General features: G+C 65.6%; 6 protein-coding genes. All 6 read right to left on the reverse strand.

The features are described from left to right. Positions 1 to 53 precede the first annotated feature (53 nt). Genes ABWL39_RS04915 through ABWL39_RS04940 form a run of 6 tightly spaced genes read right to left on the reverse strand, consistent with a single transcriptional unit; the run spans position 54 to position 18,186 of the window. A complete protein-coding gene (locus tag ABWL39_RS04915) occupies positions 54 to 854 on the reverse strand; it encodes a thioesterase II family protein (protein ID WP_367787697.1) in 801 nt (266 codons plus the stop codon). Further along, positions 851 to 1,954 carry a Gfo/Idh/MocA family oxidoreductase gene (locus ABWL39_RS04920; RefSeq protein WP_367787700.1) on the reverse strand — a complete coding sequence of 368 codons (1,104 nt, stop codon included), beginning with the start codon at positions 1,952 to 1,954 and terminating at the stop codon, positions 851 to 853. The genes ABWL39_RS04915 and ABWL39_RS04920 overlap by 4 nt, the downstream gene beginning before the upstream one ends. Continuing rightward, on the reverse strand, positions 1,951 to 3,087 hold the full coding sequence (locus tag ABWL39_RS04925; RefSeq protein ID WP_367787703.1) for a saccharopine dehydrogenase NADP-binding domain-containing protein: 1,137 nt from the start codon (positions 3,085 to 3,087) through the stop codon (positions 1,951 to 1,953). The genes ABWL39_RS04920 and ABWL39_RS04925 overlap by 4 nt, the downstream gene beginning before the upstream one ends. Continuing rightward, entirely contained in the window at positions 3,084 to 8,606 is a 5,523-nt protein-coding gene (locus ABWL39_RS04930; protein ID WP_367787705.1) for an amino acid adenylation domain-containing protein, read from the reverse strand. Before ABWL39_RS04930 ends, ABWL39_RS04925 begins: the two co-directional genes overlap by 4 nt. Further along, the gene (locus tag ABWL39_RS04935; protein WP_367787708.1) at positions 8,603 to 15,235 is read right to left on the reverse strand and encodes an amino acid adenylation domain-containing protein; all 6,633 of its coding nucleotides are present in this window, start codon (positions 15,233 to 15,235) and stop codon (positions 8,603 to 8,605) included. The genes ABWL39_RS04930 and ABWL39_RS04935 overlap by 4 nt, the downstream gene beginning before the upstream one ends. Continuing rightward, positions 15,232 to 18,186 (reverse strand): salicylate synthase, encoded by a 2,955-nt coding sequence (locus ABWL39_RS04940; protein WP_367787711.1) that lies wholly within the window; start codon positions 18,184 to 18,186, stop codon positions 15,232 to 15,234. The genes ABWL39_RS04935 and ABWL39_RS04940 overlap by 4 nt, the downstream gene beginning before the upstream one ends. Between the last annotated feature and the right edge of the window lie 289 nt (positions 18,187 to 18,475).

Below are 18,475 nucleotides of genomic sequence, written 5' to 3' on the forward strand. Positions count from 1 at the left end.
CACCAAAGGCATGCACGGAAGCTGCGCCTTGGCATTCCGCGTCCTATCAGAACTCAAGGTGTCGATGGCCAGATCGACACACATGGAGTCTGAGCCTGAAATGAATGGAGTAAATCGGCAACAACAGCGGCCCTCTGCTCCATGAGATAGAAGTGTCCGCCGGGAAATGATTTCAACTCGAACACCTCCGCCGCGAACAGCGCCCAGTCGGCAGCTTGCTTCGATGTCAGTTCCCCATCTTCACGGCCAATAAAGGCGCTGAGCGGTATTGGCAAGGGGGGCTGGTATTGCGGCGGACGATAGGTTTCGATCAGTCGATAGTCATTGCGGATGACGGGCAGCATCAGAGAACGCAATTCATCCGACTGCAGCAGCACGGATGGGGTGCCTCCCAATCGAACCATTTCCTCGCACAAGGCGGCATCGGTCGCATGATGCCAGCGGCCGCCCTTATGATGGATCGGGGGTTCTCGTGCGGAGACGACTAAACGAAGCGGCAGGCGCAGACCGCGTTGCATCAGTGCTAGGCACAGTTCATGGGCGACAGCGGCGCCCATGCTATGCCCGAACAGCAGATAGGGCCGGTCGATGATGGGGGATATCTCATTGATAAGCGCATCCACCAAAGCTGGCATTGAACCGACTGGCGCATCGTTGATACGCTCCTCGCGTCCGGGGTACTGCACTGCCACCAATTCCATCGTAGGGGGAAAATAATCGACCCAGCCACGAAAGAAACTGGCCGAACCACCGGCATGCGGTAGGCACACAATGCGCGCTGTTGCGCCAGGCTGAGGTCGATACATGCGAAACCATGGCGAGTTCGCAAGCGACTTGACGGGGCGCGGATTCACGTTCGCGCCTGCGTCTGGAGGTGTGCGACGATGCCGTCTACCGCCAGCGGCAGGGCGTCTGGCGGCGTGATTTCCTGCGGCGATCCGAGTTCTGTGCCCAGGCCGACCCACGCCTTCGCGGCACTGAGCATATACTGCTGAAGCTTCGCATCTTGAGTGCCCGCTTGAATGGCGTCACGGAAATCCAGCAAACCGCGCGCCGCCGCTTCGGTCCAGTAATGGTTGAATGCCTGATAGTAGGATGGCGCCGTCGCCGGACCGATGAGTGAACTGACCGGCAGCGTCAATGCCTCGTGTTGGGCGGATAGGTCGATGACGCCGTCGTCGCGTCGCTCCAACCGCATTCTGGGGTGCCACAACAGTTGGCCGTGGCTGTCCACCAGTGTCAGCCTGCCGCTTTCGGTGCCTAGCGTGATCTGATGGAACAGATGAATGTGGTTGTCCGGATCGCGTGGGTCGAACTGGTTTTGCACTCGCAACGTTAGTGGCACGCCGCCGAGACGCCCTCCGATGCAGGAGAAGGGGCCCATGTCCGATTCTGCGACGGCTTGCAGGGAAAACGACCATGGACGCACACGGCCGAGCGCTTGCCCGAGGACGTCGATCAACGGATAGAGCACGTGGACGCTGCATGCGGCATCCAGAAAAAGCGGCTGACGTTGGCTGAGCACATATCGGGCGGCGGTGATGAAGCGGGCGACGGGTGCCACGTTCGGGTAGAAGCCGTTCAGCCGGTATTGGCATCCCGTCTTTCGCGCGGTACGCAGCAGGTCCGCCAGTTCATCAGGGTGCAGGGGCTGTTCCTGCAGCACATGGATGCCGAGTTCCAGCAATGCACGCGCAAGCCTCGAACCGGCTCCTCCGAGCACGCCCGACCGAACCACGACGCAGGCGAGATCAATCTCCGGCGGCAATGCTTCCACTTCAGTGTAGAGCGGTACCCGATACCGTTCGGCACAGGCGCGCGCAAAGGTGCTGCCACGTGCCAGGATGCCGGCCAGCTCGAAATGGTCCGGCAGGCTGGCAATACCATTCAGATAGGTCTGGCCAAAGGTGGTGCCGCAGACGATGACCCGCAGACGCGAGGAGGATTGGGTCATAGCGTTCCTTCCTCGATCACCGCCTCGACGGCTGCGTCATTCACCGGCAGTTCGACCAGGCTGAAGGAGTCCACTGCACCCCAGCGCCGCAGGTGATCGAGCAGAGGCTCCCATGCCAGCACGCTGTCCGCGCTATGGATACCCGGTGCGGGGGGAGTGTCGAGCAGACACGATACAGCGCTTGCCGCGACGGTGCCGCTCACCCGATAGCTGTCCGGCGCGTTCAGGACCGCGCGTACATAACGCGGACGCCCTGCCCGTTCGCCATCCATTTCCAGAACCAGACGGTAGTACGGTGCCTGCCCGGCGACATCCTGCCGGGCGGTTTCCACCAAGTCGCTGATCGCGTGTTTCAGCGTGGAGTCGTCGGTTCGCGCGCTCAGGCGTCCGCACCAGTGGGCGATCGTCTCGGTTGTGCGACCGCTTGGCATGACATTGCTCCAATGTGCATCGCGCAGCCCGAGTTCGCGGGCAAGCTGCTCCATTTCCTGACTGAAGAACGGTTGCACATGGACGCGTCCGGGAAAACCCACCAGTTCGACTTCGTCGCGCGGCGGCAGGGCGTCCGTCACGCGCCGGCCGTCGATCCATGCCACCCCGGCCTGGCCAAAGCCGTCCAGGGTGCTGAGCAGCACATCGGCCGCCGCCGCGGGTGTGCAACGTTCGCGTCCGCCTGCCCAGCCGCGCAGCGCATGAACGCGATCGAACCCCTGCCCCGCCAGCCAGCGCGGCAGCACGCCGGACAGCCCGGGATAGACGCCGGCGGAATGGATGACACGGCGTTCGAGCGACAACGGTCGTGCGGCAAGTTGCCGAACCAGCATCGCGCCGCCGAAAGCATCCACGTAGTCGGCGCCCGCTGCATCGGCGGCGCGCGCCACGCGATCGCCGATGCGGCAGGAGGGGCCGGCCGCATTCAGCACGACCGCACAACCGTCGCAAAAGCGGGCGAGTGAAGCTGCGTCGTCGGCATTCACGTGCCGCCAATCGATGTCCGCAGCATCGTCTTTGCGCGCCGACTGTGATCGATAGCCGGCACGCAATGTCCAATGGGGCGACGTGTGCAGTCCATCCAGCGCCGCGCCACCGACCGAACCACCTGCGCCCACGATGCCGATCACGGGGGGGCTCATGCGGCGGTCTCGTGCAGGATGAGTGAGGCCGCCGTCTGTACATGCGGTGATTGCAGGCAGGTCAGATGATTGCCCCCGATTCGCTCGATACGGAGTTCGCCCAAGGCGATCTCGGTCCAGAAGGTTTTCATGTCCGGTTGCAGTCCGGGCAGGAAGTGCAGCACCTCGTCGTCGAGCAGCAGGTTCAGATCGCCCGCGAACGGCTCGGGCTGGTAGTCGGCGACCGCGCGCAAGCTGTGCCGGAAGACGTGGAACAACTGTTCGATTTGAGCGTCGGAAACCTCCCATGCCTTGGTCGATACTGTTTCCGCCAGGGCGGCGAGGCGTTCGCTCGCGGGTCTTTGCGCGAGCCGCGCGTAGCACGCGCCGACTTCATGTAGTTCGCCGTTCAGATCTTGCAGGCATCCGGCAGGCAGACGTTCCCCGTGTTTCTCGCGCAGCACGCAAAGGGCGCGCTCCATGTCCGTGTTGCTCACCGTGTGGCCTGCCGCCGCGATATTGGCGCCGAGCAGGCCGCCGAAAGCACGCTCAAGCAGCAAATCGTCATCGATGCGATAGCGAAAACGGTCGCTGCTGATCACGGTCACGGAATCGAGCCTGTGGCCCGCTTCGAGCAGTGTGCGGCCGACTTCGGTGGCCAGCAGTCCTCCCATGCAGTAGCCGATCAGATGGAACCGCCGTGCGCCATGAGAACGCAGCAGTTCGGCATATTCGCCGGCCAGATCGCCGATCAGCCGCTGCGGATCGCGCGACAGATATGTCCTGGCATCGGGTACGGTGAGGCCGACGATTTCGCCGATCCGGTTCGGAGCCTCGGCGAGGAGTGGCAGCAAGGTCCGGTATGGCGCCAGAGTCCCGCTGCCATCGTGCAACAGCACATGAACAACGTCCGTGGAGCGGCGCGCAGGCACCAGCGACAGCAGTGGCGACCGCTCGGAGGATACCGGCGCACCGGACCCTTCGTCGGCAGTCTGCCGCAGGGCTGCCGCCACCTCCGCGACGGTCGGCGCACGCAACACTTCGCGCATCAGGCGATCCCATTCCCATTCCCGCGCCTCGGGCAGCTGTTCACGCATTTTCGCAACGACCTGCGCGATCAGTAATGAATCGCCGCCCGCCTGGAAGAATTCCTCGTCACGTCCCATTCCGTCGTGACCCAGGGCCGCTGCCCAGATGGCCGCGATGCGCGCTTCCAGCGCGTCGTGCAGTCGCTCCGCTGCCACGGCGGCCAAAGGTTGGCTGGCGGTCTGGGCGCGTTGCCGCAATGCGGTGCGATCGAGCTTGCCGTTGCGCGACAATGGGAGAGCACGCAGCCATTCGATCCGCGCCGGCAGCATGGGCTCGGGGAGTCGCTGTCGCAGATGGCCGCGCAGGTCATGTTCGTACAGAACGGCGTGTTCCTGCGGGAAGCGTATCGCGAACGTGACCTGTCCAACGCTGGCCAAGGCATCGTCCGGCTGCGGGTAGCTGCATAGCAGGTCGCCTCGGGCATCGGCAAACAGCCGTTCCCACTGCTCACGGGTGAAGAAGGTCTGGTCCAGCGTCTCGCGCTCGTCCACGAAACCGCTCAGCCCGCTCTGAAATTCCATCGACGTCATCAGCGCGGCGATTTCACGGGTGGCCTCGATCACAATCAGCGTGCAGCCGGGCGAGCCCAGTTCCCGCAAACGTTCGAGCACGGTGGGCATGTGCTTGGCGTTGTGCAGCACATTGGAGCAGACGATCACATCCCAACTACCGGCGCTCAGGCCTTGAGATACATAGTCCTGGTTGAGATCAAACAAGCCGTACCGAACCCACGGCAGTTCGGCGTGCCGATTACGCGCCTCGTTGAGGAAGAACGGCGAAACGTCGCTGTACAGGTAGTCCACCGGGAAGTCGGCCAGCGCAGGAATCAGCGCGCGACTCGTACCGCCTACCCCGGCGCCGATTTCCAGCACGCGCAAGGGATGCGCGGCGTCTCCCTGACACACTCGTGCCCTCGCGACTTCACGGGCGATAGCGCAGACTACGGCGTTCATGCAGCGGTTGACCAGATTTTCATTGTAGGCCGCCACCGCCGTGTCCAGGCGGCCTTGCGGAAACAGCAGATCCAGCGGATCAACGTCGCCACGCAGCAAGCCCGGTAGATGGGCGCTCGATTGACGCAGGTAGCGCAACAATTCGGTGCTGTAGCGCACTTGTTGTTCGAGCTGCTGCAATTCCTTCCAGCGTCCCGCGGCTTCGCCGTCGGCAGGTTCGCGCAGAAGGCGGTAATGCTCGTCATTCGTTTCCCGGCTCAGCCAGCCCGATTCGCACAAGGTGCGCAGCCAGCGCCGAAGCAACCGCTGGTGTGCGGCGGCCGTGCCGCTGCGCGCGACGATCTCGTCGAAGCCGTGACGGCTTCCGCTGTCCGGGAACAGGCCGCAGCCACGCAGCGCCGCGAGCATGTCCAGCCGGGCGATGTCGTCGGCCGTTGCGATCCAGCGCAGGAAGGCAGCACGATCGAGCGTGGCCACGCTTTCGTCGCCCGCGGTGCGCGCCGCCGTCACGAGTTGGCGGCGGGCATGGTTGTCATCGGGCCTAGCCCGCACCACCGGCTCGACGAATGCAGCCAGGTGTCGATCCATCGTGGTTTGGCCACACAGGACCACGGCGGCCATGGCTATATCGGGATGGGTCTGCAGGGCACTTTCGATTTCGCCCAGTTCGATGCGATGCCCTCGGATCTTGACCTGGCTGTCTTCGCGTCCGAGGAATTCGATCACACCATCCGGTCGATACCGGCCCAGGTCGCCGGTGCGGTACAGGCGTTCGCCGCTTACCGGGTGATGAATGAAACGCGCGTCCGTACGCTCGCGATCGTGCAGATAGCCCAGCGCAAGGCCGATGCCGCCGATGTACAGTTCGCCGCTGACCCCGTCTGGGCATGGGCGCATCCGTGTATCCAGCACGTGGAATTGCTGGTTTGCCAAAGGAACGCCGTAGGGGATGCTGCGCGCCTCCGCCGGCACCTTGCCGATCTCGTGCCAGATCGACCAGATCGCCGCTTCGGTGGCGCCGCCCAGACTGATCAGGCGCAGCCCGGGGCGGTGGACGCGTATCGCATCGGGCAGCCCGGTCGGGATCCAGTCGCCGGACAGCATCGCCAGGCGGAGCTGCGCAGGCGCGGCAGCCGGTTCGGTATCCAGGTAGCTGACCAGCATCTGCATCTGGGCCGGCACGGAATTCCAAACGGTGACGCCGTGCTCCGCAAGGCAGGCGGCCCAGTGGGAAGGGTCGCCACGTCGCGCGGGGTCTGGCAACACCAGAGCCCCGCCCGCGCCAAGCGTGCCGAAGATGTCGTACACGGACAGGTCGAAGGCCAGGTTCGCCAGCCCCAGCACCCGATCCCGAACGCCAATGCCGAAGCGCGCGTTGATGTCGGCGACGGTGTTGAGCGCTGCCACGTGGGTCATCATGACGCCCTTGGGGGCTCCCGTGGTGCCGGACGTATAGATCACATAGGCAAGCTGGAGCGGATCGATCGGAACCGGGGCGGGCATCTCCTCCACGTCCTGCGACAACGGGGAAGGCCGGTCCGCGACAATGGCCTGCACTCCTTCCGGCCATTGCGCGCCGAACCGGTCCGCATCGGCCAGCACGATTCGTACGCGCGCGTCGGCGAGAATCGCATCGCGGCGGGAAACCGGCTGCTGAAGATCGAGCGGCAGATAGGCGCCCCCTGCCCACAGAATGCCAAGCACGGCGGCGACTTGCGCGCACCCCTTGTCCATGGCCACGGCCACGAGGTCGCCCGGGCGGCATCCGGCGTCGCGCAGCGTTTGCGCCACGGTGGCGACGAGTCGAAGCAGTTCGCCATATGAGGTCGTACCGTGGGCGTCGATCACGGCGGGCGCATGCGGCTGTTGCTGCGCCCTGTACAGGAAACCGTGATGTAGCGCGCCCTGCGGTGCGGGCGCTGCGGTGTCATTGATCCGCGCACGGCAGGATTCGCTCGCCGCAGGCAACTCCAGCGGCTCTTCCGCCTGCCACGCTTGATCGCTGTCGGCAAGGGCACAAAGCAGATTGCGGAATGACTCGAATGCGTCCTGGATCAACCCAGGCGGGAAAACCCCTTCGCGCACGTCCCAGTTCAGGTACAACACGCCGCCGCGTTCACCGGCCTGACAGTCCAGCCAGACCTGTGGGGTCTGGGTGATGCCATAACCGAGTTTGGCGCCTTGCATGAATTCCCCATCAATTGGGGGGGCGCCGGCTTCCGCCTGGATGCCGAGCGTGCTGGTAAACACCACGGGCATGATGAGGCCGCGCTGTCCACGTTCGCGCGCCATGTCGCGCAGCACTTCGATCCCGGAGACGCTCGCATGCTCCAGGTCCTCCCAGAGTCGCCCCTGCAACGCAAGGGCGCGCTCGCCGAAGCGGGAATCCGGCGCCGGGGCGACCTCCAGGAGATTGACCGAGGTGAAGTCGCCGATGATCCGGGAGATATCCGGGTGAATCGTTGGGCGCTGCAACACTGTCACGTTCAGGCAGAACGGAGGATTCCGCGACCATCGTCCGATGGTGTCCGCGAAGGCCGCCAGCAGAGCGGACGAAGGCGTCAACCGCAGGGTGCTCGCCCGGACGCAGAAGCCTTGCCAGCGTGCGGCGGGCACCACAAGCGAATGTCGCTGGAAGCGCGCGGGACCGGCGGATCGCGCGTCCTCTCTCACGGGCAGGTCCGGCGCTCCGGGCAAGTCGGGCAGGCGGGCGTTCCAGTAGGCGCGATCGCGTTCGTAACGGGCGCGCTGCGCAGGTCGCTCCCGGAATCGCCGCTCGGCCAGCAAGGCATCACGGAACGTGATGCCGGGTGGGGCGGGCTCGGCTTCCGGCGTGCGATAGAGACGGTCGAGTTCGGCCAGCATGATCCGGATGCTGACAAAGTCGGCAATCAACAGGTCCAGCGACAGATGCAGGCGGCTGCCCGCGTCGTTACGGCTGAGTTGCAGTTCGTACAGCGGCCATACGTCCGGCACATAGCGACGCTCGGACATTTCGGCGCGCACCCGTTCCAGGACCGTCTGTACGCGATCGGCCGGCTGACCGCGCAGGTCGTGGACGATCAACGCGGGGGGGACTACATCGTCCAGAACCCGTTGCCACCCTTCAGGCGATACTACCGCGCGCAGCATGTCATGCCGATCGATCAGGCGATGCCAAGCGAATTCCAGCCGGATGGGGTCGAGATCGGGCATATCCAGTTCGACGTAGCCATGGCATCCAACGCCACCGTAGTCGTAGGCGTCGCCTCGGCCGACAAGGTAGGCGGCTTGCACATCGGTCAGAGGGAACGGTACATGGCGATGCCCTGGGTCCGCCTCGACGGCCTCGTCGTCGCTGGACAGGTGGGCAATCAGCGCGTCCTTGTGGGCGCGCATCTTTGCCTTGCGTTCATCCGTCAAGGTGCCGCTTGGCGCGCGAAAGCGCAGCTGACCATCTTCGGCCCAAAGCAGGATGCCGAGAGCTTCGAGTTCGGCGACAAATGTGGCGGGATTCATAGCGTACCTTCCTCGAAAGCGGTATTGACGACGGCAGATTCGGATTGCTCGTTCTGCGCTCGCAGCAAAGCGGCCTGGGCGGCAACCGTCGGGGCGGAGAACACCTTTCGCAGCGATAGACCGCCGCCGGCAGGGCCGCGCTGGCGCAGCGCCTCGATCAGCCGTGTCGCACGCAGACTGTCGCCGCCCAGTTGAAAGAAATCGTCGTGACGGGAGACCTTCTTGCAGCCCAGCACTTCTTCCCACAGAGCGGCAAGCTCCCGTTCGAGCGGATCGCGTGGAGGCTCGTAGTGGGCGGGCGACATGGTGGCCGCAAGCCGATTTTCGAGTTCACGGCGATCGATCTTGCCGTTGGCGCTCAGGGGCAAGGCGTCGAGCGCCAGCCAGCTTGCGGGGACCATGTAGTCGGGCAGCAGCATGCGCAGCGCCGTGGCGAGGGCACCGATGTCGGGCGGGCCCTCCGCGACCAGGGCCGCGGCGAGCGCGGGCGGCTGTCCGGCCACCAGCGCGACCGCCTGGCGTACGCCCGGCTGCGCCAGGAGCGCGGCCTCGATCTCGCCCAGTTCGATGCGGTGGCCGCGCAGCTTGATCTGGTGGTCGCGCCGGCCGAGGAATTCGAGTGTGCCATCGGGCCAGTAGCGCCCCAGGTCGCCGGTGCGGTACCAGCGCAGGCCGTCGTGCTCGACGAAGGCTTCGGCGGTGCGTTGCGGGTCGCCGCGATAGCCGCGCGCAACGCCCGCGCCGCCGATCCACAGCTCGCCCGCGACCCAGTCCGGGCAGTCCCGACCTTGCGTATCCACCACCCGGTAGCGTTGATTGGCCAGCGGTCTGCCGTAGGGGATCGAGCGCCAATGGTTCGGAAGCGGGAGCGTGACCTCGCACAGATTCGACCAGATGGCGGCTTCGGTGGCGCCGCCCATGGCCACGAAGCGTGCGGCGGGCGCCATCCGGGCCAGCCGAGCGGGCAGATCCAGGCCGATCCAGTCGCCGGAGGCCATCGCCAGCCGCAGCGGCAGCGGACGGCCGTCGCCCTCGGCGGCGACGAGCAGCATGTCGAGCAGCACTGGCACGCTGTTCCAGAGCGTCACGCACTGTTCGTGCACGAGCCGCAGCCAGACCGAGGCGTCGCGCCGGTCGTCCTCCGCGAGCAACACCACCGCGCCACCGGCGCCGAGCAGGCCGAACAGGTCGTAGACGGAGAGATCGAAGTCCAGCGCGGAGACGGCCAGCACGCGATCGTCGGGGCCGACGCCGCAGCGCTGGTTGAGATCGTCGATGGTGTTGGCCGCGGCACGATGGCTGATCTCGACCCCCTTGGGCTCGCCCGTCGAGCCGGAGGTGAAGATCACATAGGCGGGTGCATCGGGGGCGACGGAAACCGGTTGCGTCAGAGGGCGGCGGAGCGCGGCCTGAGCCACGTCGATCACGTCGGCCCCGGTCGGCCGAATTGCCTCCATCCGACCCTGGTCGGTCAGCACGTGCCGCACGCCGGCCCGGCGGTGGATGCGTTCCTGGCGCGCGACGGGCTGTGCGATGCCGACCGGCACATAGCACGCCCCAGCCGCCAGCACGCCGAGTACCGCGACCACCTGGTCGATGCCGCGCGGCAGCGTGACGGCGACCGGATCGCCCGGACGCACGCCCTGCTCATGCAGCAGGGCGGCAACCTGGAGCGTGCGGTGGGCGAGCGTGCCGTAATCGACGGTCTGACCGTTGGCGCCGTCGATCAGGGCGGTGCGTTTCGGATGCGCGGTGGCTTGCTCGAAGATGGGCTGATGCAGGGTGCGCGGCGCGACCGGTACATCGGTGGCGTTGGCCATCTCGCGCACGGCGTGCTGCCCGGGCGGCAGCAGCGCCGGAAGCGGTGCCTCCCAGGCTGCCGCGTCCTCCGCGAGATGGTCGAGCAGCCGGACGTAGGCACCGAACATCGCATCGATCAGACCATCGGGGAAAAGGCTGGGCACGGCGTCCCAGCACAGCACCAGCTCGCCGCGATGCTCGTACACCTGATGGTCGAGCCAGACCTGGGGAGTTTCCGACAGTCCGCCGTCGGCCAGATCGGGAAATCCTTCCGGCAGATCGTCGAAGAAGCCGTCGGCCATGCCGAGCGTACTGGTGAAAACCACCGGCAGCGCGGCGGCCTGCAACCCTACAGCATGAGCCCGCTCGCGCTGCACCCAGATGGATGACACCGCACGATGTTCCAGCACCTCCGCGATGCGGCGCTGCATGTCGTGGGCGCAACCGATCAGGTCGGTCTGTGTCTGCGGCTCGAAGGGCACCGGTGCCAGCGTGGTGAAGTCGCCAAGCATGCTATGGACATCGGGATGCACGTCGCGCCGGTCGAACAAGGTCAGGTTGAGCGTATGCGCGCTCCCGCCGCTCCAATACGACAGCATGTGCGCGTAGACGGTGAGCAGCAGGACCGATGGTGTCAGGCCGTACCGCTGTGCGGCGTCACGCAAACGTTGCCATTGCGGCGCCGGCAGCCGTGCATGCCAGCGCGCGAAGTTCGCCAGTCCGAGCGTCGCCGGTTCGCAGGCCAGCGGCAGTGCAGGCGCGGGTGGCAAGGTGTCGAGCCGTTCGCGCCAGTACTCCTCCGCCTCGTCCCGGGCGGTCGCGTCCGGTGCCGTTTGCGTAACGTAATCCCGGAAGTTGACCTGCGGCGGTGCAGGCAACCGGGTCGGATTGCGATACAGCGCCACCAGTTCGCTAAGCAACAGCTTGACGCTGTAACCGTCGAGCGTGAGGTAGTCGAAGATCAAGCCCAGCCTGCAACGCCCGTCGGCATACGGCACCGCATGCACGACGTGCAGGGGTGGGCTGGCGCGGGTGCGATCCCGTTGGCGCCAGCATTCGACGATCCGCGCCCGCGCTGCATTCGCGTCGGGTTCGGCGGGTTCGATGCGCAGGACGATATCCGGTATCTCACGGGGAATGTACTGGTGCCCGTCGTCGTCGACGCAGGCGCGCAGCATGTCGTGGCGTTGCCATAGTGCGCGCCAGGCCGTGTCGAAGCGCGCCAGATCCACGGCACTGCCATCGAGCTCGATCAGGTAAAGCGTGCCGCAATGCAATGGCAGACCGTCGGCCTGGCCCATCCAGTAGGCTTGCTGGACCTCGGTGAGCGCGAACGGTTCGTGAAACTCGGACGAGTTGGGGTGCAGGGAAGGGATTGTTGGCGTGCTCAGGCCACCGCTTTGCCAGATCGCCGCGAAATCTGCCAGGATCGGCCTGGCGAACAAGTGGCGCAGTGGTTGGGCGGCCCGCAGTCCGTCGCGCTGTAGCCGCGCCACAACCTGGGTGGCGACCAGACTGTCGCCGCCGAGCCGGAAGAAATGATCATTGCGATAAATGGGGGCATCGTGTCGAAGCAGTTCGCGCCACACGGCGGCGATCTTTTCTTCCACGGCACCTTCGGGCGGTGTTTTCGTGGAAGACGATGTGGCGAGATGGTCGATGACCCGATTTTCGAGTTCGCGGCGATCGATCTTGCCGTTGGCGCTCAGGGGCAAGGCGTCGAGCGCCAGCCAGCTTGCGGGGACCATGTAGTCGGGCAGCAGCATGCGCAGCGCCGTGGCGAGGGCACCGATGTCGGGCGGGCCCTCCGCGACCAGGGCCGCGGCGAGCGCGGGCGGCTGTCCGGCCACCAGCGCGACCGCCTGGCGTACGCCCGGCTGCGCCAGGAGCGCGGCCTCGATCTCGCCCAGTTCGATGCGGTGGCCGCGCAGCTTGATCTGGTGGTCGCGCCGGCCGAGGAATTCGAGTGTGCCATCGGGCCAGTAGCGCCCCAGGTCGCCGGTGCGGTACCAGCGCAGGCCGTCGTGCTCGACGAAGGCTTCGGCGGTGCGTTGCGGGTCGCCGCGATAGCCGCGCGCAACGCCCGCGCCGCCGATCCACAGCTCGCCCGCGACCCAGTCCGGGCAGTCCCGACCTTGCGTATCCACCACCCGGTAGCGTTGATTGGCCAGCGGTCTGCCGTAGGGGATCGAGCGCCAATGGTTCGGAAGCGGGAGCGTGACCTCGCACAGATTCGACCAGATGGCGGCTTCGGTGGCGCCGCCCATGGCCACGAAGCGTGCGGCGGGCGCCATCCGGGCCAGCCGAGCGGGCAGATCCAGGCCGATCCAGTCGCCGGAGGCCATCGCCAGCCGCAGCGGCAGCGGACGGCCGTCGCCCTCGGCGGCGACGAGCAGCATGTCGAGCAGCACTGGCACGCTGTTCCAGAGCGTCACGCACTGTTCGTGCACGAGCCGCAGCCAGACCGAGGCGTCGCGCCGGTCGTCCTCCGCGAGCAACACCACCGCGCCACCGGCGCCGAGCAGGCCGAACAGGTCGTAGACGGAGAGATCGAAGTCCAGCGCGGAGACGGCCAGCACGCGATCGTCGGGGCCGACGCCGCAGCGCTGGTTGAGATCGTCGATGGTGTTGGCCGCGGCACGATGGCTGATCTCGACCCCCTTGGGCTCGCCCGTCGAGCCGGAGGTGAAGATCACATAGGCGGGTGCATCGGGGGCGACGGAAACCGGTTGCGTCAGAGGGCGGCGGAGCGCGGCCTGAGCCACGTCGATCACGTCGGCCCCGGTCGGCCGAATTGCCTCCATCCGACCCTGGTCGGTCAGCACGTGCCGCACGCCGGCCCGGCGGTGGATGCGTTCCTGGCGCGCGACGGGCTGTGCGATGCCGACCGGCACATAGCACGCCCCAGCCGCCAGCACGCCGAGTACCGCGACCACCTGGTCGATGCCGCGCGGCAGCGTGACGGCGACCGGATCGCCCGGACGCACGCCCTGCTCATGCAGCAGGGCGGCAACCTGGAGCGTGCGGTGGGCGAGCGTGCCGTAATCGACGGTCTGACCGTTGGCGCCGTCGATCAGGGCGGTGCGTTTCGGATGCGCGGTGGCTTGCTCGAAGATGGGCTGATGCAGGGTGCGCGGCGCGACCGGTACATCGGTGGCGTTGGCCATCTCGCGCACGGCGTGCTGCCCGGGCGGCAGCAGCGCCGGAAGCGGTGCCTCCCAGGCTGCCGCGTCCTCCGCGAGATGGTCGAGCAGCCGGACGTAGGCACCGAACATCGCATCGATCAGACCATCGGGGAAAAGGTCCTCCAGCGCATCCCACGCGAGCAGTACCCCCCCGCCCTGTTCGTAGACCTGGTGGTCCAACCAGACCTGGGGCGTCTGCGAGATCATGTATCCGAGTTCGCCCAGCGACCGGCGCGTTCGATCATCGAGCAGGGGTGTGCCGAGATTGCAGGCAAACACAACCGGCGCGAAGCTGCGTTCGCCGTCGCCACGCTGGGCGAGTTCGCGCTGAAGACGTACGCCCGACCAGGCACTGTACGCAACATCCGTGTGGAACCTTGCCTGCAAGGCGCGTGCGCGAGCTGCGAACGGCATCGGCTCGCGGCAGTCGACCTCAAGCAGCAGGAGGTTGGTGAAATCGGCCACCACGTTGTCCAGTCCGGGCGTGTCGCCGTGCCGGTCGAACAGCGGCAGGTTCAGCAGGAAGCGCGGTACTGTGCTCCAGGCCGCAAGCACTTCCGCATAGGTAGTGGCCAGGACCATGGCGGGCGTGATTCGTGCCGAGGCGGCGAAGCGTTGCAGGCGCGCCCATCGTGTCGCCGGCATTTTGTGCACACGTCGCGTAAAGCGGGGCGACGCAAGGGTCTCCGGCGCGCAACGCAGGGGCAACGCGGGCGCGCCCGGCAATAGCGGCAGGCGTTTGCTCCAGTAATGCCCGGCCTCTTCCAGCGCATCTCCGCGCCGCTTCGTCTGCGCTTCGAGATGGTGGCCGAAATGCCAGTTGATGGGTGCATGTGGCAGCGACTCGTGTGCATACAGTGCCGCCAGGTCGCGCAGGATGACGTGCAGACTTTGAACGTCGGCGACCAGTAAATCGATGTCGAAGTGAAGGCGCGTGGTTCCGTCTGGCAGCAGGCTCAGGGAAAGTCCCGCTACCTCCCCTTCGTTGACCCGCAGCCGACGATGCGAGCGTTGTTCCCGGATCGTCGCCAGTGTCTGCTCCGCGACCTCGCTCGCCTGTTTCCGCAGATCGTGTACCTGAACCTGGCGGGTGGCCTCGGCTGGAACAGGGCTGATCGATTGTCGCCCTTGATCGTCAAAGCGAGTGCGCAGCATCCCGTGACGTGCCAGAAGACCTGCCCACGCGTGTTCCAGACGCGATGGATCGACGTCGCGGCCGTCGAGTTCGAGGTAGGCATGGCAGCCCACGCCCCCCAGCACCTGTTCCTCGCCGCGCCCGATCCAATAGGCATGTTGCACATCGGTCAGTGCGAACGATGCGGGGTCGTCAGATGGTCGTGATGTTTCCCCTGCGGCCACGACCTCCTGCGTGCGCCGACGGGACAGCAGCGGCCACCAGTCGCACAGCCTGGGCCGTTCGATCAGTTGCGCAAAGCTGACGTCCGCCCCGGCCTTGCGCCATTGGTTGGCGAGGCGCATCAGCTGCAGTGAGTCCAGCCCCAGTTCGATCAGATGATCGTCATCCTCCAAATGCGCATTCGGCTCGGTGAGCAGAGCCTTCACCTGTGCCCGAATCCGGCAGGGCCGCAGAATCTCGCTGGCATTCTGGTGAATCGCCTCTTCCGTCATCGGTGCCGTGGTCATGCCTGGCCTCCCGCTCCGACGAGGAAACGGGACACGCTGGTCAGTTTCTCGCAGGTTTCCTCAAGTTCGCGTTCGGGGGTGGACATGGCGACGATACCGGCACCGGCGCGCAGCCAGGCGCGCTCTTCGTCCTGATACATCGAGCGCAGTACCAGCGCGGCATCCAGCGCCCCATCGCTGTCGGCGATCAGGACGCAACCGCTGTAGAGGCCACGCTGCACAGGTTCGTAACGGCCGATTGCATCGATGGCCTCACGTTTTGGAATGCCGGATGCGGTTACGGCCGGGAACAGGGACTGGAAGGCGTCCCAGGCGGTTCTGCCGGAATCGAGGCAGCCGTGGACGCGCGAGCCCAGATGTTGGACAGTCCCCCGCCGGCAGACCTGCATGAATTCGCCAACCTGCACGTTGCCGTGCGCGCACACCTGTTTCATTTCCTCGAAAGCCAGCCTGATCGAGATGGCATGTTCCATGATCTCCTTTGGATCGCTGACCAGCTCCGCCCGCAATCTGTCTTCTTCGTCCGCATTCGCGCCGAGTGCGCGTGTCCCTGCCAACGGCTGGGTACTGACCCGGCCATCGGCCGCGACTTCGACCAGCGTTTCGGGACTGAAGCCGGCGCTGCGGAAATTGCCCCGGCGCAGGAGGAAGGAGCGTGCCGGCTGGTTGGCGTGCCGTCCCGTGAGGTAGCTTGAGATGACATCGATACTTCCGCCCACGGGGATGACACGAGACAGAATTACCTTCTCGTAGTCGCGTTCCTGAATCTGCCGGACTGCGTTGGCCACGCGTTGCTTGTACGGCTCCGCATCCGCGTGGTCTATGTCCATGCTCAAGCGGCCTGACGAGGCAGGTTGTTGGTCCTCGGGAGGCCGCGCATCGAGTTGGGCGATCCGCTCGGCCCATTCCGATGCCGTCGTTTCGTCCACCGTGCGGAGGGTTGCCTGGCCTTCACGCAGGCGCAATTCGATTGCCGGGGCGATCAGGTGAAGCAACGGGCGCGAGGTCGGTGCGACGGAGAGCCCATGGAACAGGCGCGCCAGTTCGAAATCGGCTGTCCCGTACAGTCGATAGCCATCGACCGGCAAAGCGGCAAGCGCTTGCCCGACGGTGGCGGCAAAGTCGCCCAGCGACCATGACTGGCGACTGCCTCTGTATGTGAGGACGGCTTGTTGCGCGTCGATACACAACTCGGCCAGCACGCCGATTCCGACGCACCACTCGCCATCGCGTTCGTAGACAGTGAACGACGCGTCCTCCAGAATCCGTGCAACACCGACCGCGAGCGCAAGCGGTGCCTGCTTCGTCGCGACTGTTCGTTCCCGGTAAGACAGACGCGTCGTCTCACCGACTTGCCGGGCCTGTTGTGCCAGGCGCCTCTTGTCGATCTTGCCCACCGTGGTCAACGGCCAGGTTTTCGCCGATTCAAGCTGATCCGGCAGCTTGTATCGCGGCAGGCCGCGCGATCGCAGGAAATCGTGCAATTCACGCAGACTGGGAGCGCTTCCCTTAGCAATGACGAAGGCGCAGGTACGTTCGCCCAGTTCGCGGTCCTCGACCGCAACCACCACCGCGTCGTGTATCGCGGGATGTTCTCGCAGATGCTGTTCGATCTCGGCGGCGGCGATCTTCTCGCCGGCGCGGTTGATCTGTTCCTTCAGGCGTCCCTCGACGATCAGATTGCCTTCCGGCGTGCGCCGTACCAAGTCACCTGTGCGGTAATAGCCATCGGTGGTGAAGGCCACCGCATTGTGTGCTCCGCCGCGGTGGTAGCCGCGAATGGTGTAGGGACCGCGGGTGATCAACTCACCGGTTTCACCGGGCGCAACGTCGGTTCCGTCAGCGTCGACGATACGGATCTCGTCGTATGGGGACAGGGGACGGCCCTGTGTGTGGTAGATCACCTCGTCGGGATCGTCGAGCCGCGTATAGCAGAGCAATCCTTCTGCCATGCCGAACACCTGCTGCAGGCGGCAGCCAAACGCCGGCGGAACCTGCCGGGCCAATGCCAACTCAAGACGCGCGCCGCCGACCTGAAGCAGGCGCAGGCTGGACAGGTCGGTGTCGTCGCTCTCCCGCGCCTGCAGCCATAGCTGCACCAGCGGAGGCACCAACGCCGTGATGGTCACGCCTTCGCGGGCAATCAGCGAGAACGCCTCATCGCTGCTGGGCGTGCGCGCCATCACCACACGGCCGCCGACGGAGAGTGTGCCAAGCAGCCCCGGACACGCCAGCGGAAAATTGTGGGCGATCGGCAGGGCGACAAGATAGACACTCTGCGCATTCATGCCGCATAGCGCGGCCGACGCTTGGGCATTGTAGGCATAGTCGATATGTGTGCGCGGGATCAGTTTGGGCGTTCCCGTCGTGCCGCCCGACTGGAGCAACAGGGCCGTGTCATGAGGGTCCGGTTCGGTTCGCCGCTCAATGGGCTCGGCTTCCAGCGACATAAGTGCCACATGCTTGCCAGCATCTCCATCAATGATGAGATGCCGAAGGGCCGGGGATCGTGCCTGCAGGGCTTCGGCCATGGCTCGATGGTCGAAGCCCAGAAAGCGGTCGGGCACCACGCAGGCGACCGGGCGTCCCTGCGCACACAATCCCTCGAGATCTCCCAGCCGCTGCGACGGCATCGCAAGGAGCGGGAGCGCACCAATGCGCAGCAGCGCGAACAACGTCACGACGAACGACATGCCATTGGGCAATTGCATCAACACGGCATCGCCCCGTTGGATACCCAGACGCACGAAGCCCGCCGCCAAGCGGTCAGCCCGCTGATCCAGTTCGGCGTAGGTCCAACTCCCAGCGCCATCCACCAGGGCCACCCGCTTGCCGTAGCGCCGTGCCCACTGGCGCAGGTGCTGGCCGAGCGTCAAGCGCTCCCAGTACCGCTCCCGTTCGTGGCGTGCGATCCCAGCCTTCGTCCGATCAACGGCATGAGATTCCATCATCAACTCCTTCCTGGCACGGGGCCTTGCAGCAAGATGTCATGAATGGGAATAATTCTCGATTGATGGCCATCTGACTACCCGAAAGGAATCCGCTTTGCCCGCATCGGCATTCTTGTTGGCTGAGTACGCGATGTTTCAAGGGGAAAGTGAGCCGACACCACGAATCATCCATTTCGGGCTCGTGTCGTATCCGAACCGGGTAGTGTGAGTTCGCAAGGACACGTAAAACCGTGCCCTGGAGCGCGGACCCGCTGAGTCGTCATGTCGGGGTGCCGTGCCGTTCACCTGA

The sequence above is a fragment of the Chitinivorax sp. PXF-14 genome (assembly GCF_040812015.1).
GTDB lineage: Bacteria > Pseudomonadota > Gammaproteobacteria > Burkholderiales > SCOH01 > JBFNXJ01.